The organism is Paraburkholderia sp. GAS448 (assembly GCF_050435685.1).
Taxonomy (GTDB): domain Bacteria; phylum Pseudomonadota; class Gammaproteobacteria; order Burkholderiales; family Burkholderiaceae; genus Paraburkholderia.
This window is the reverse complement of sequence record NZ_JBNDKT010000043.1, coordinates 1-13,711: the sequence shown is the minus strand read 5'-3', so window position 1 is coordinate 13,711 and position 13,711 is coordinate 1. Positions and strand designations below refer to the sequence as shown.

At 62.1% G+C, this 13,711-nt stretch carries 11 protein-coding genes; 6 read left to right on the top strand and 5 right to left on the bottom strand.

What is annotated here, in order from left to right; genetic code table 11:
• Positions 1-64: 64 nt before the first annotated feature.
• The 3 genes from P3T23_RS40320 to P3T23_RS40310 all read right to left on the bottom strand — a co-directional run bounded on the left by P3T23_RS40320 (position 65) and on the right by P3T23_RS40310 (position 3,796).
• Positions 65-994: an ABC transporter permease gene (locus P3T23_RS40320; RefSeq protein WP_429321637.1), complete on the bottom strand. Its 930-nt coding sequence runs from the start codon at positions 992-994 to the stop codon at positions 65-67.
• Positions 995-1,008: 14 nt separating this feature from the next.
• Positions 1,009-2,112: an ABC transporter permease gene (locus P3T23_RS40315; RefSeq protein WP_429321636.1), complete on the bottom strand. Its 1,104-nt coding sequence runs from the start codon at positions 2,110-2,112 to the stop codon at positions 1,009-1,011.
• A 70-nt stretch (positions 2,113-2,182) separates the two neighbouring features.
• Positions 2,183-3,796, bottom strand: a complete 1,614-nt coding sequence (locus P3T23_RS40310) for an ABC transporter ATP-binding protein (RefSeq protein ID WP_429321635.1) — start codon at positions 3,794-3,796, stop codon at positions 2,183-2,185.
• Between the two features lie 253 nt (positions 3,797-4,049).
• On the opposite strand from P3T23_RS40310, the gene P3T23_RS40305 reads away from it, so the two are divergent.
• Positions 4,050-4,982 carry a LysR substrate-binding domain-containing protein gene (locus tag P3T23_RS40305; protein ID WP_429321634.1) on the top strand — a complete coding sequence of 311 codons (933 nt, stop codon included), beginning with the start codon at positions 4,050-4,052 and terminating at the stop codon, positions 4,980-4,982.
• A gap of 125 nt (positions 4,983-5,107) precedes the next feature.
• On the opposite strand, the gene P3T23_RS40300 is transcribed toward P3T23_RS40305, so the two are convergent.
• Entirely contained in the window at positions 5,108-6,457 is a 1,350-nt protein-coding gene (locus tag P3T23_RS40300) for an 8-oxoguanine deaminase (protein WP_429321682.1), read from the bottom strand.
• Between the two features lie 609 nt (positions 6,458-7,066).
• On the opposite strand from P3T23_RS40300, the gene uraH reads away from it, so the two are divergent.
• The 5 genes from uraH (at position 7,067) to tnpA (ending at position 11,810) form a co-directional block, all read left to right on the top strand.
• Positions 7,067-7,420: a hydroxyisourate hydrolase gene (gene uraH / locus P3T23_RS40295; protein ID WP_429321633.1), complete on the top strand. Its 354-nt coding sequence runs from the start codon at positions 7,067-7,069 to the stop codon at positions 7,418-7,420.
• A 199-nt stretch (positions 7,421-7,619) separates the two neighbouring features.
• Positions 7,620-8,813: a urate hydroxylase PuuD gene (locus tag P3T23_RS40290; RefSeq protein WP_429321632.1), complete on the top strand. Its 1,194-nt coding sequence runs from the start codon at positions 7,620-7,622 to the stop codon at positions 8,811-8,813.
• A 720-nt stretch (positions 8,814-9,533) separates the two neighbouring features.
• Positions 9,534-9,998 carry a septal ring lytic transglycosylase RlpA family protein gene (locus P3T23_RS40285; RefSeq protein WP_429321631.1) on the top strand — a complete coding sequence of 155 codons (465 nt, stop codon included), beginning with the start codon at positions 9,534-9,536 and terminating at the stop codon, positions 9,996-9,998.
• Positions 9,999-10,510: 512 nt separating this feature from the next.
• Positions 10,511-10,783 carry a hypothetical protein gene (locus P3T23_RS40280; RefSeq protein ID WP_429321630.1) on the top strand — a complete coding sequence of 91 codons (273 nt, stop codon included), beginning with the start codon at positions 10,511-10,513 and terminating at the stop codon, positions 10,781-10,783.
• Between the two features lie 634 nt (positions 10,784-11,417).
• Complete coding sequence (gene tnpA / locus P3T23_RS40275) at positions 11,418-11,810, top strand: IS200/IS605 family transposase (RefSeq protein WP_429321681.1); 393 nt, start codon at positions 11,418-11,420, stop codon at positions 11,808-11,810.
• 957 nt (positions 11,811-12,767) lie between these two features.
• On the opposite strand, the gene P3T23_RS40270 is transcribed toward tnpA, so the two are convergent.
• Positions 12,768-13,325 carry a BON domain-containing protein gene (locus tag P3T23_RS40270; protein ID WP_429321629.1) on the bottom strand — a complete coding sequence of 186 codons (558 nt, stop codon included), beginning with the start codon at positions 13,323-13,325 and terminating at the stop codon, positions 12,768-12,770.
• Positions 13,326-13,711 lie beyond the last annotated feature (386 nt).

The following is a 13,711-nucleotide window of genomic DNA, read 5'->3' as shown; positions in this document are numbered from 1 at the left end:
TGTCGTGTAACTGAATTGTTCAAGCTTGTTCAAACCATCTGGGAGCTCGGTGCATCGGGCCGGGTCAACCCGCCGCAAAGAACGGCTTGCCGAGCGAGGCCGGCGCATTGAGGCGGATCGTATTCGGATTGCGCGAAATGATCACCAGCACAACGATCGTCGCCACGTACGGCGTCATCGCAAGGAACTGCGTCGGAACCGGCACGCCGATCGCCTGGGCGTAGAACTGCAGGCCGCTCACCGCGCCGAACAGCAGCGCACCGATCAACAGGCGCCCGGGCCGCCACGTCGCGAACACGACCAGCGCGAGCGCGATCCAGCCGCGGCCGGAAGTCAGCTGCTCCTGCCACAGATGCAGGTTGACGATCGAATAATAGCCACCCGCCAGACCCGCCATGCCACCACCGAAGAGGGTCGCGCCGTAGCGCACGCCGATCACCGGGAAGCCGACCGAATGCGCGACCTGCGGCGATTCGCCGACCGACCGCAGCACCAGTCCCGCGCGTGTGCGGTACAGGAACCAGCCGATCACAGCGAACATCGCGAAGGCGAGATAGTCGAGCGGCGTCAGGCTGAAAAACGCCGGCCCAATGACAGGGATCTTGGAGAGGCCCGGAATCACCCACGCGTCGATCGACGCGCGTACCGCCGCCGACGTGTACGGCTTGCCGACATAGGCCGACAGACCGATGCCGAAGATCGTCAGCGAAAGGCCGGTGGCGACCTGGTTGGCGAGCATGGTCAGCGTCAGGAAGGCGAACAGCAGCGACATCGCGAGGCCCGCAGCGATGGCGGCAAGCACGCCGAGCCACGGGCTGCCGGTGATCGCAGTGACCGCGTACCCGCTGACCGCCCCCATCAGCATCATGCCTTCGACGCCGAGGTTGAGGACGCCCGACTTCTCGGTGACGAGCTCGCCCGCGCCGGCATACATCAGCGGAATGGCGGCGGCGACGGCGCTCGAGGTCAGCGCGCTGGCTTGCTGGATATCCATGTGATTGTAGGGAATCAGTGATGTGCTGCCACCGTATGGCGGCGCACGCGGTAGTTCACGAACAGGTCGGCGCCCAGCAGGCAGAACAGCAACAGCCCCTGGAACACGCCGGACAGCGCCTGCGGCAACTGCATCGAGGTTTGCACCGCCTCGCCGCCGAGATACAGCAGCGCCATCAGCAGGCTGGCGAGCACGATGCCAACCGGATGCAGCCGCCCGACGAACACGACGATGATCGCGGTAAAGCCGTAGCCCGGCGACCAGGTGGCCTGCAGCTGACCGATCGGCCCGGCGATCTCGCCCATGCCGGCGAGTCCCGCAAGCCCACCGCTGATGAGAAGTGACGTCCAGATCGTCTTCTTGTCGGAGAAGCCGGCATAGCGCGCGGCGAGCGGCGCAAGGCCTCCGACGTTCATCCGGTAGCCCGCGAAGCTCTTGCGCATGAATACCCACACCAGCGGAATCGCGACCAGCGTGACGAAGATCGACGCGTTCAGCCGCGTGCCGCGCAGGAATTTCCAGTGCCAGTCGCCGCCGAAGGTCGGATAGAGCGCGTCGCCGCTGAACATTTCCGAAAGCGGGAAGTTCATCCCCTGCGGATCGCGCCACGGGCCGCTGACCAGCCAGATCAGCAACTGCGTGGCGACGTAGGTGAGCATCAGGCTCGTGAGGATTTCATTGGTGTTGAAGCGGCTTTTCAGGAATGCGGGAATCGCCGCCCAGGCCATGCCGGCCAGCACGCCGGCGATCATCATCAGGAACAGGATCCACCAGCCGCTCGCCTGGTCGAAGTAGATCGCGACGCCGCTCGCACCGATCCCGCCGAGCACCATCTGCCCTTCGGCGCCGATGTTCCAGACGTTCGCACGATAGCCGATCGCCAGGCCGAGGCCGATCAGGCATAGCGGCGACGCCTTGAGCAGCAGTTCCGACCAGCCATTGACGCTCGACAGCGGTTCGATGAAGAACGCGTGCATCGCCTGCAGCGGGTCGCGGCCCACCAGGCTGAAAATCAGGAAGCCGATCGCGAGCGTCAGCAGCGCGGCGATCAGCGGGACCGCCAGCTGCATCGTGCGGGAGGGCGTCGTGCGCGCTTCGAGTCGATACGGAAAAATCATGGGTAGGCGTGGTTTGCGTGGTGTTGTCAGTGTGTTTTGAGTGCGTTTTCGATTCGCCCGGAGCGCGCTTTCAGGCGTGCGCGGGCTGTCCCGCCGACGGCGGCGTGCCTCCGGCGCCGCTGCCGCGCTCCCCGAAGAGGCCCGCCATCCAGCGGCCGATTTCTTCGGCGTTGGTGTCGCCGGTGGCCCGAACCGGCGAAAGACGGCCGCGCGCGAGCACGGCAATGCGGTCGCAGATATCGAACAGTTCTTCGAGCTCTTCGGAGATCACCAGAATCGCTACACCGCCTGCCGACAGATCGAGCAGCTGCTGACGGATGAACGAGGCCGCGCCGACGTCCACGCCCCACGTGGGCTGCGCGACGACCAGCACTTTCGGCTGTTGCAGGATCTCCCGGCCGACGATGTATTTCTGCAGATTGCCGCCCGACAGACTCTGCGCAAGCGCGTCAGGGCCGCCGCAGCGCACGTCGAACGAGCCGATGCAGCGCTCGGCGAAGGCGCGCATCGCCTTCGCGTTGATCCAGCCGGAGCGCACCATGTTCTGCCGATGCGCGGTCAGCAACGCGTTGTCGGCCAGCGACATGGCCGGCACCGCGCCGCGGCCAAGGCGCTCCTCGGGCACGAACGCGAAACCCAGCGAACGGCGGCCGCCCGCACCGAGACGCCCTGCCGCCTTGCCGCAGATCGTGATCGCGTCGGCGCGCCCACCGCGCTGTTCGCCGGACAACGCCGCCAGCAACTCGGCCTGGCCGTTGCCCGACACGCCCGCGATACCGAACACCTCGCCCGCGTGAACCGAAAACGACACATCGTCGAGCGAGGTGCCGAACGGATCGTCGCTTGCCACCGACAGATGTTTCACGTCGAGCAGCACGTCGCCGGGATTGTGGGCGCGGCGCTCATAGTCGGGCAACGAATGGCCGACCATCAGTTGCGCGAGCGACGCCTGCGTTTCTTCGCGCGGCTTCACGTTGCCGGTGACGCGCCCACCGCGCATCACGGTCGCCGTATCGCACAGCTCCTGGATCTCGTCGAGCTTGTGACTGATGTAGAGAATGCTGCAGCCTTCGGATGCGAGCCGCCTGAGCGTCTCGAAGAGCTTCCTGACCGCCTGCGGCGTGAGCACCGAAGTCGGCTCGTCCATGATCAGCAGCCGCGGATTCTGCAGCAGGCAACGCACGATCTCGACGCGTTGCCGCTCGCCCACGGTCAGGCTGTGCACGTGCCGCTGCGGGTCGATGTCGAGGCCGTAGTCGGCCGACACTTCGCGGATGCGTTTCGACAGGGTCTTCAGATCGAATGGCTCGTCGAGCGCGAGCGCAATGTTCTCGCCGACGGTCAGCGTCTCGAACAGCGAGAAGTGCTGGAACACCATGCCGATGCCAAGCTTGCGCGCCGCAGCCGGGCTCGCGATCTCGACCGGCTGCCCTTCCCAGCGGACCTCCCCCGCGTCGGGGCGCACCGAGCCGTAGATGATCTTCATCAACGTGCTCTTGCCCGCGCCGTTTTCACCGAGCACGGCATGAATCTCGCCAGGGGCGACGACGAGTGTGACGTCGTCATTGGCGCGCACCGCCGGATATTGTTTGCTGATGCCCGACAGCGCGAGACGGGGCACCGCGGACGAAACAGCCGCAGGCCAGGTAGCGGCAGAGCCGCCAGAGGAAGAAGAGTCGCCCATGTGATTCCGTAGTACGCAGTGACTGCACTTTGCAATGAAGCCGGTCGGCTCGCGAGCGCCTTGTTCTGTGGCGTTGCAGCCGGGTGACAATACCTAATTCGCTACCGCCCGTCGAGCCATCAAAATTCCCGCAAACCCGCGCCACAGCGAGCTCTTGCGGGTAAGCCACCCTTGACGGCTCTTTCTGTCCATATTAAAACGCATATACCCACAAGCCCAGTCGATCAGCCCGAACATATAACCCGGAGAAGTCATGAGTCAGCAACGCGAGGCGATCGATACCTATTTACTACGCGTCTTGCACACGCTGTTGATGGAGCGCAGCGTGACGCGCGCGGCGGTCAAGCTCAACCAGTCCCAGCCGGCTATCAGCGCGGCGCTGCGGCGTCTGCGCGACATCACCGGCGACCCGCTTCTGGTGCGCGGCAAATCCGGCATGGTGCCGACCGAGTACGGGCTGCGCCTGCTCGAACCCGTGCAGAACGCGCTGCGCGAAATCGAGCGGATCAAGTTCCAGCAGCACAACTTCGACCCGGCGACGTCGATCCGTTGCTACCGCATCGGCTGCCCCGACTACCTCAACGTGCTGTTCGTGCCGACGGTCGTCGAACGCTTCCGGCTGGCCGCGCCGAACGCGACGCTCGAATTTCACTCGCTTGGGCCCTCGTTCGATTACGAACTCGCGCTCGAGGACGGCAAGCTCGATATCGTCGTCGGCAACTGGCCGGAGCCGCCTGAGCAACTGCATCTGTCGAACCTTTTCGTCGACCAGATCGTCTGCCTGATGAGCAACGCGCATCCGTTCGCCAAACGCGGCGGGTTGACGCTCGATCAGTATCTGAATGCCCCGCATCTTGCGCCGACTCCTTATTCGGTTGGCCAACGTGGTGCGATCGATGTCCATCTTGCACGTGAGCGGTTGAAGCGGCATGTCGTCGTCACTTTGCCGTACTTCAATCTCGCGCCTTACGTGCTCATCAAGTCGGATCTGATCTTCACGACTACGCGGCTTTTCGCCGATCACTACGCCAAATTCCTGCCGCTGACCGTCGTGCCCGCACCGCTCGACTTTCCGCCGATGCAGTACTACCAGCTGTGGCACGAACGCTGTCACTACTCAGACGAAGTCCGCTGGCTGCGCAGCCTCGTCGCTGAAGCAACCCGTACGCTCATCGACAAGCCCTGAGGCTTTCGCACTACGCGCCGGCAGCACTGGCTGTCGGCGTTGAGATTGTCTTTTCTGGTTTTCGCAGCGGCCCACCTGCCCGCTCGCTCGCGGAACCGACACGAAAAAACCGCCGATAACCGCGTTCAGCCCGCGGCTTCAAAAAGCGTCCTGGACAGCCGGTTGTGATGCTCGACTACCGTTCCCAGTTCGACGGTAGTCAACACCCCGTCTTTCACGATCACCTTCCCGCCGATCACGCTGCAGGCCACCTGCGACGGCGCGCAGAACACCAGCGCCGCGACCGGATCGTGCAACGCGCCTGCAAACAGCGGCTGACGTAGATCGAACGCGACGAAGTCTGCGGCCATGCCGGGCGCCAAGGCGCCGATATCGTCCCGGTTCAGCACCTTCGCCCCGCCGAGCGTGGCGATCTCGAGCGCTTCGCGAGCCGTCATCGCATCGGGTCCGAAGCCGACGCGCTGCAACAGCAGCGCCTGACGTACCTCGGCCACCATCTGCGCGCCGTCGTTCGAAGCCGATCCGTCGACGCCCAGCCCCACCGGCACGCCGGCCAGCCGCATCCTGCGCACGGGCGCAATGCCCGAAGCGAGCCGCATGTTCGAACAGGGGCAATGCGCAACGCCAGTCCCTGTGCGGGCAAACAGCTCGATTCCCGCATCGTCCAGCTGCACGCAGTGCGCGTGCCACACGTCGCGCCCCACCCAGCCGAGATCTTCCGCGTACTGCGCCGGCGTCATCCCGAACTTCTCGCGGCTGTAGGCGATATCGTTGACGTTCTCGGCCAGATGCGTGTGCAGCGAAACGCCATATTGCCGCGCGAGCGTCGCCGACTCGCGCATCAGATCCCGGCTCACCGAAAACGGCGAACACGGCGCGACCACCACGCGCAGCATCGCGTAACGCCCGTCATCGTGATACGTCTCGATGAGCCGCTGCGTGTCGCGCAGAATGTCGGCTTCGTTCTCCACCACCGAATCCGGCGGCAGACCGCCATCCTTCTGACCCACACTCATGCTGCCGCGGCTCGCATGAAAGCGCATGCCGATCCGCCTGGCCGCCGCGATGCTGTCGTCCAGCCGGCTGCCGTTCGGATAGATGTACAGATGGTCGCTCGACGTCGTGCAGCCCGACAGCAGCAACTCCGCCATCGCGGTGAGCGTCGACACCTCGATCATCTCGGGCGTCAGGTTCGCCCATACCTTGTACAGATTCGTCAGCCAGCCGAAGAGCTCAGCGTCCTGCGCAGCGGGAATCGCGCGCGTCAGGCTCTGGTACATATGATGATGCGTGTTGATGAGCCCCGGAATCACCAGGTGGCCACGCATGTCCAGCACTTCGTCGGCCGTTTCCGGCAGTTCGGCCGTTGGACCGACGGCCACGATGCGGTTGTCCTCGATGAAAAGGCCGCCGTCGCGTAGTTCGCGCCTTGCGCCGTCCATCGTCACGAGCACCTCGGCGTGCCTGACCAGCATCGTCTTCGCGCGCCGGCCCTGTTGTTCTGTCGTCACCCTGTTCTCCCGATTGCAACGATTCTCACGAACATGAAACCGTCCGAACGCGCTGCGGCCAGCACGCTCCCGGTGCCGCCGCGTTCGTTCGAACGCCGTTGGCCCGGTTACCCAGCGTATTGCGCCGTCTTCGGGACGCGCAGACGAGCTGCGCATGGACGTAACCTTCAGGGGCCAAAATTGCGCTGGCAATTCACCCAGCCGCCATACCCACCTTCACAAACCCAATATATCCGGCTTTTTTGTCGCCAGTAGCATCGAAACCGGGACGCGATCCATCTCGCGCGCGCCTCAAGCCCCGTTTCAGTAAGGCGCGCGGTGCAGGATCCCCTGTCGGCAAACTGCAAGCCGCACATCGCCGGACACGGCCGCCAGGCAAGGGTCATGCGCCAGGTATTATCTTTCCTATCGGTCGCGCGCGGATGGGAGCATCCTTTTTACAATGGCTGTCACGGCGCTCGCTTCAATTCGCCGACGGGTATGTAGCCACTGACGTGGAGCCTCGATCCGCCGCAACGTATTCTGGATCGGGCCGCCGCTGAAACCTCGCAATTCACACAAGGAAAACTGCGAATGGGAAAGCTCACTACCCATGTGCTCGACACCGCAAACGGCCGTCCCGGCGCGGGCATCAAGGTCGAACTCTTCGCGCTCTCCGGCGACTCGCGCCGGGCGCTCAAAACCACTACCACCAATAACGACGGCCGCTGCGACGAGCCGCTGCTCGAAGGCGCCGCGCTCGTCGCCGGCGAGTACGAACTCGTGTTCCATGCCGGCGACTATTTCGCCGCCGCCGGCGCGAACGTGCCCGAGCCGCGTTTCGTCGATCGCGTCGTGCTGCGCTTTGGCGTCGCGAATGCGGGGGCGCACTGGCACGTGCCGCTACTGGTCTCGCCGTGGTCCTGGAGCACCTACCGGGGCAGCTGAGGGGCAACTGAGGGGCAGCAGGGATGGCTGAGGGACAGCGGAATGTCTGCCGGACCCCGCACTGCACCGCAACTGCACAGCCATCAGAGGTCACGCGCGATCCCGCCGCGTTTTGCAGATGGAAGGAGACGCACCTGCAAAACGCCGACTCTAAAAGCATGACGCAACGCGCACATTGCATCGGAAGTGGAGGAGTTTCATGGAAGGCTTTATTACCGACTGGCTGAATCTCGCGATTCGCTGGTTTCACGTCATCGCCGCAATCGCATGGATCGGCGAATCGTTCTATTTCGTCGCACTGGACAACAGCCTGAAACCGCCGACGGACCCGAACCAGCGCCGCCGCGGTGTGTTCGGCGAACTGTGGCACGTGCACGGCGGCGGCTTCTACAACATGCAGAAGTACACCGTCGCACCGCCTGAAATGCCCGAAGACCTGCACTGGTCGAAGTGGCCGTCCTACACAACCTGGCTGTCCGGCTTCGGGCTCTTCACGGTGCTGTACCTGTTCGCGCCGAACACCTATCTGATCGACAAAAACGTGCTCGACATGGGTCCGGTCGTGGCGATCTTTTCGGCGCTCGGATTTCTCGCTGCCGGCTGGATCGTCTATGACTCGCTGTGCCGCCTGCTCGGCAGCAAGGACAAGGTGCTCGGCATCTGCGTCGGCGTTTACGTGCTGATCGCCGCATGGCTCGCCTGCCACATTTTCGCGGGCCGCGCCGCGTACCTGATCATGGGCGCCATGCTCGCGACGATCATGTCGGCGAACGTGTTCTTCGTGATCATTCCTGGCCAGCGCAAGATGGTCGACGCGATGCTCAAGGGCGACGTGCCGAACCCGATCTACGGCAAGCGCGGCAAGCAGCGCTCGGTGCACAACACGTATTTCACGCTGCCGGTCGTGTTCGCGATGCTGTCGAACCACTATGCGATGACGTATACGCATCCCTATAACTGGGCGGTGCTGGTCGTGATCATGCTGGCCGGCGCGCTGATCCGTCAGTTCTTCGTGATGCGCCATCGTGGCCAGGTGCTGTGGTATCTGCCGCTCGCGGGCGTCGCGCTGATGTTCGTCGCGCTCGCCTGGACGATGCCGAAGCCGGTCGTCGCTCAGGCGCAGGCGGCCAATGCGCCTGTTGTCAGGGTTGCAGACATTGCGCCCGTGTTGCAGCAACGTTGCGCCGCGTGCCATTCTGTGCATCCGACGTTGATGGGCAGCGCGCCTGCCGGCGTCCTGCTCGACACGCCCGACGAGATCTCGCAGAACGCCCAGCGGATCTATCAGCAGGCCGTGACGCTGAAGGCGATGCCGCTTGGCAACGTCACGCATATGACCGATGGCGAACGGCAACAGATCGCTTCGTGGTTTCAGGGCGGAGCCGTGAAGTAGGTGGATAGGGATGGTTGATCGCCGGACAGTGGTCTTTGTCCGGCTTCTGGATGTCCTGGCTGATGACGGACCTTCACTTGCGTGAAGGTCCGTTTTTCAGGTATCCGTATTACGTGGGTTGAACGCTCATGTTGCATACTGCATCGCAACAATTGGCCACCCACATGTGTGGTCGGGCCGACCGTCGCTGATCGACCCGTTTGCGTCATTCGATCCGGCACGGCTTCGGCGGCCGCTTCCAACGTATAACAGCCGTTCACAATGACCAGTCTCGCCGCTCGCTGACGAAATTGTCAGACCCGTTTCCGACATCTGGAACGAATTGTTAATGGCCGTTTCTGAAGGCGGTCCCGACTGCGCCAATAAAGTTACACGCTCTGCCGTTACGATCGTGGCGCATTGATCATTTTTGTGCGGCGCGCCATGCCGATGTAGCCACCATCCTGGCACGAAGCCGGCTAGCGCGACATTCGCGATCCGATACCGCGTGACCTATCTTGTGATGAGACAGGTAGGAGTTCCTGGCCATGCGAACAAAAAGTCTCCTGTGCGTTTGCCTGATTCCGCTGACCATGGTGGTGGGATGCCACGGTGGTGGCAGCAGCACTCTCTTGGAGGCACCCTCCGGGCTGACCGAACGCGATGCTTCGGTCGTGTACGCCGCCAACGCGAACTTTTGGAGACCGTTAGAACCACGTCACATTGACTGACGGGTGGTCTATGGTGCTATCACTTCGCTATTTGGGAGTCTTGGGAATCTGCGCTTTGTTCACTGCTTGCGGACAGATTCCGTCCAGGCATGCTGCGTGCAGAGCTGATTCCTGTCGCCCTCGGCACGAGCACGAGATGTTGCAATCCGGCGAGGCGTCATGGTATTCGGCAACGTTCCAGGGACATCTGACCGCAAACGGAGAACGCTACGATGGCGGCGCCTTGACTGCCGCCCATCGAACATTACCGCTCGGCAGCTATGTGCGCGTCAGATCGTCGGCTACCGGAAAGTCGGTTGTCGTTCGCATCAACGATCGCGGACCATACGTCAAAGGCCGGATTATCGATCTCTCTTACGCTGCGGCGGAAGTCCTGGGTTTGCCAGACGCGCGGTCGATGCGCGTGCAGATTGAACGTGTGGAGAAGACACAGACGGGGTCGGACGAGGGCGGAACCTTGACGACAGAGCGGTGAAGTCCTGGACGGTGCTCTGAGCAAGTTGCTGGCTCAAGGCATCGGCAAGACTGCGTAGCAGAGGTTCGTCACGACCGGTCTGGGCGAAACGTTCCAACGTCGTCTCATCGCGTGGCAGCGAGCGGAAGATGCGAATGGCGGCTGCGCGCGTTTCTTCCAACAGATCCACTTCCACAAAAGCCTGCAACAGATCCATCATGATGTCCCCAACCTTTTGGGACGCGACATCCTCTCTCACCCAGGCCTGGTTCGCGCGCGAGACGGGAGCCGTATCACCGAAGGATACGGATTCATGAAAGCGAACCATCCGTCGCGATCGGCCAGACGCAACTCATATCGATTGCGCTGAAAATGGATTGCCCGCCTGTCAGGCCTTTGAAAGCATCAGAAGGCACGCGACCAGTCATTGGACCAAAGTCCAATACAACAATTATTTTTACGTGTATAGGCTGGAAGCTCGCCAGCTTTCCACCGGCAGACCAACGACGTAGGCACAATATCGGGAGTTCGTCATGAAAAACACGATTGCGGCCGTGATGACCGCTTCCCTCGCACTGGTACCCGTTTCATGCGTCTGGGCGCAAGGCAATCCTGGAGCGAGCCCATCGACAGCCACCGAACATCCGGATGAGATCGTGAGAATGCACCAGCAGGTTGCTGCGGCGAATCGCGAATACAACAGGGAAGTCGCGGCTGCAAAAAAGGTTTATGACCACAAGAAAGCGGAAGCCAAAAAGAAGCGCGACGCTGCGGTTGAAGTCGCCCACAGCGGCGTGAGCCAGTAAGACGTATTCGCTGCGCACTGGCATCTCATGCGAGGACTTGCTGCAGGAAATTGGCTGCGGCAGTGGCATGACATGTCCGATTCACAGGCATCGTTTCACTTTATTGCTAAGCAAAGCCTTTGGGTCGGTGCGCTTCGCAGTCGGCCCGAGCTATCCCGCTTGATAGATCGGCGACTATCAGAACGCGGCAAGCAAATCGCGTCCCAGGCCGTTGGCAAAACGCCGCGAGGAGACTGTGTGCAACTGCGGCACCCCGGCCAGCGAGCCGGGACTGTCCACACGCCAGTGTGGACAGCGCAGTTGTGCACGGGCGGGTGCGGGATAACCGAGGGTCGATAGTTATCCACCATTTTCGTATCGGCTTAGTTGCCTGTTTCCGTTGTCATTTCTTCTTGTCACATGACAGTCATGTGAAAGTTATGCACCGAAAAGGTGGATGAGCCTGTGGACAACTTATAGGGCAACGGCTGTAAGCGTTTGATTGCGTGGGGGTTTGCTGCGATGCGCTACGAAACAGCACGGTAAGCCCTGGCGCGTCAGGCCGTCACACACGGCGCTGGCTGGCGTAGGTCCATGGGAGTTACGCTTGCTGTGTGACATCTGATCAACGTAAGCGTGAAATCCAGCACACGGAATTAATATCGATGCACGGCGGCGATCATGCCTCACCGCGCCGCATCGATTGGCGATGTCCGGGCCAGAGCGCCGGTTGGATCAAGCTGGATTACGTTCTAAGGAATCGAAGATTGTCGAAGGGCACCTGATGGGGGATCACGTTCACATGTGTTTGAGCATTCCGCCGAAGTATGCGGTATCGAATGTGGTCGGGTACATCAAGGGCAAGAGCGCAATTCAGATAGCCCGGAAGTACGTAGCCCGGCAGCGAAATTTTACCGGCGAGCACTTTTGGGCCCGAGGCTACTTCGTTTCCACGGTGGGGCTGGACGAGCACGTGGTGCGAGCATACATCCGCAATCAGGAGGAAGAGGATGAGCGATACGACCAGATGAAGCTGGTCATGGAGTAAGCCGCCACCGGCGGCTCACGGTTTTATGGGCGCCTTTGAGGCGCTCACAATTTCAAGCCACCGGCTTTGCCGGTGGTATTTGACTCAACGGCCAACCTTGTCGTCTATCACACGCTGTGCGGCGCTAAATCCTGCAGTCAAAGCTTCGTCCACCGTACCGAAGACGCACTTTCCCTCTGTGACGAGCCGAACTGGAACGCCTACTGGTCTTTTCGGGTCCACTGTGCAGATACTCACAACTGCGATGTACCCCACCGGGGGCCCAAATGTGAATTTGCTCGACACAGCCCGCACAGACTCAAGCTCCACGGTGATCTCAAAGCCTTTGTACGAGTCGATTCTTTCCATCGATTCTCACCCGTTCGAACATGGACACCGAGCCATTTGAATACCGGCTAGGAAAAGGTGCACGAAAATTGTATCTGCGACACGTAGCGCGTCGCGGCAAGCTGAGGACGACGCGGCATGTGTAAATATTAGCATCTGATTCTGATGACCATGCTGGTCGTGGGATGCCACGGTGGTGGCAGCACTCCATGATGAGGTGCACACTCTTCTGGTCCAGCGCGCCAACCCGCCGGATGAGTCACGCGCTTCATGGCAGTCACCTATTCATCATATTGATCCCAGGGAGGGATAGCGATGCCTATCCTTTTCGGGGATGCCGGTTAATTGCTGATTCAATTGGGTTACGCGAATCGGGAAGGGCGAGCGCTGGCCCAGGTGGGCAGCGGGCCCGGCCTGAGCATGGTGCGAACAACCGGAGACTGAGCAAAGCCGACGCTTCAATCTCAGGTTCGCGACACCGGCGAATGACCCTTCATGGCCGGGCTGAGACCTTGCTGCTCTGCGTCCCTGCCAGCCTGCGCGACCGGTTTTCGCCGGTGACACAATGATTTCGCGTCTCGAAACCCTTGTTCCGCGAGGCTGAACCGGCATGGACATGCGTTATCCGGTCTACGGCACCGGGCTGTGGACCGCGCCCGCTTTCATGCTGCCTTGCGATGACGGGCCCTTGCGGAATTGCGCATAAGGCACACCCCGCTCCGGATGCGCAGTAGTTTCATCGATGACGCTCTCGACATCGGGAACCTCGTGTAGCGCGGCCATGAACGGCGCCACCGGAAAGTCCGGTGCCACGCAGCCTTGGACCAGCACCCAACGCTGCCACACCGTCACCCACAAGGTACTCTGCCGCCACCCCGGCAGGTTGGCCGACAGCCATTGCAGCCGGCGGTGCGTGCTGTCGGCAATCTCCTCGTCGTAAGCGAAGGCGTTCGGCAGGCGGCAGCGCCCTTCCAGCCAACAGTGGTTGCCGTGCTCGATGCGGTGATGCGATTCGCGCATCCACTCGGCTTCATTCACGCGCGGGCCGGCGGGCTCCGGGCAGTTGGGAATCGCAGAGGAGGCCTGGAAGAACGGGTCATGACCGCGGTTCTGCAGGTCGTCCTCGGCATGCGTGCCGGGCGTCACCAGCATCAGCGCGCACAGCATGCAGCGGTAGTCGATCGTCATCGATGTCCTCCTGAGCCCGGCTTGATGCGAGGAGCCCCCCCCCGTAGCATTCCGCCCCCGAAGGGCCAAGTCCTGCCATGTCTCCATATCTGGTTTTACTCGAAATCCACACCGGCAGGCGCCACCGCGATCACCGGACTTGTCCGGTCCGGCCAACTGACTCAACTGCCTAACCGTCCACGGTGCCGGGTCATCCCCACTTCGCACTGACCTTTGGTCTGTGCGCTTTTTCGCATTAGCCCTCCACCGTGCCGGACCAGTTCGTCGAGCCCCAGACCGAACGGTCGAGATCGACCCACACCCGCCCTTTGACCCGGCGCGCCTTCGGCGACAGGTTTCGGAGGCACAACGGCCATAGGAGCAGCCCGCTCAGACAGTTTTTCAAC

What these genes read in the sequence shown, in the direction of transcription:
- P3T23_RS40290 (WP_429321632.1), top strand. Translation starts at nt 7,620, where the DNA reads ATGGAAGGCTTTATTACCGACTGGCTGAATCTCGCGATTCGCTGGTTT.
- P3T23_RS40320 (WP_429321637.1), bottom strand. Translation starts at nt 994, where the DNA reads ATGGATATCCAGCAAGCCAGCGCGCTGACCTCGAGCGCCGTCGCCGCC.
- P3T23_RS40270 (WP_429321629.1), bottom strand. Translation starts at nt 13,325, where the DNA reads ATGACGATCGACTACCGCTGCATGCTGTGCGCGCTGATGCTGGTGACG.
- P3T23_RS40300 (WP_429321682.1), bottom strand. Translation starts at nt 6,457, where the DNA reads ATGCTGGTCAGGCACGCCGAGGTGCTCGTGACGATGGACGGCGCAAGG.
- P3T23_RS40280 (WP_429321630.1), top strand. Translation starts at nt 10,511, where the DNA reads ATGAAAAACACGATTGCGGCCGTGATGACCGCTTCCCTCGCACTGGTA.
- P3T23_RS40305 (WP_429321634.1), top strand. Translation starts at nt 4,050, where the DNA reads ATGAGTCAGCAACGCGAGGCGATCGATACCTATTTACTACGCGTCTTG.
- P3T23_RS40310 (WP_429321635.1), bottom strand. Translation starts at nt 3,796, where the DNA reads ATGGGCGACTCTTCTTCCTCTGGCGGCTCTGCCGCTACCTGGCCTGCG.
- P3T23_RS40285 (WP_429321631.1), top strand. Translation starts at nt 9,534, where the DNA reads ATGGTGCTATCACTTCGCTATTTGGGAGTCTTGGGAATCTGCGCTTTG.
- uraH (WP_429321633.1), top strand. Translation starts at nt 7,067, where the DNA reads ATGGGAAAGCTCACTACCCATGTGCTCGACACCGCAAACGGCCGTCCC.
- P3T23_RS40315 (WP_429321636.1), bottom strand. Translation starts at nt 2,112, where the DNA reads ATGATTTTTCCGTATCGACTCGAAGCGCGCACGACGCCCTCCCGCACG.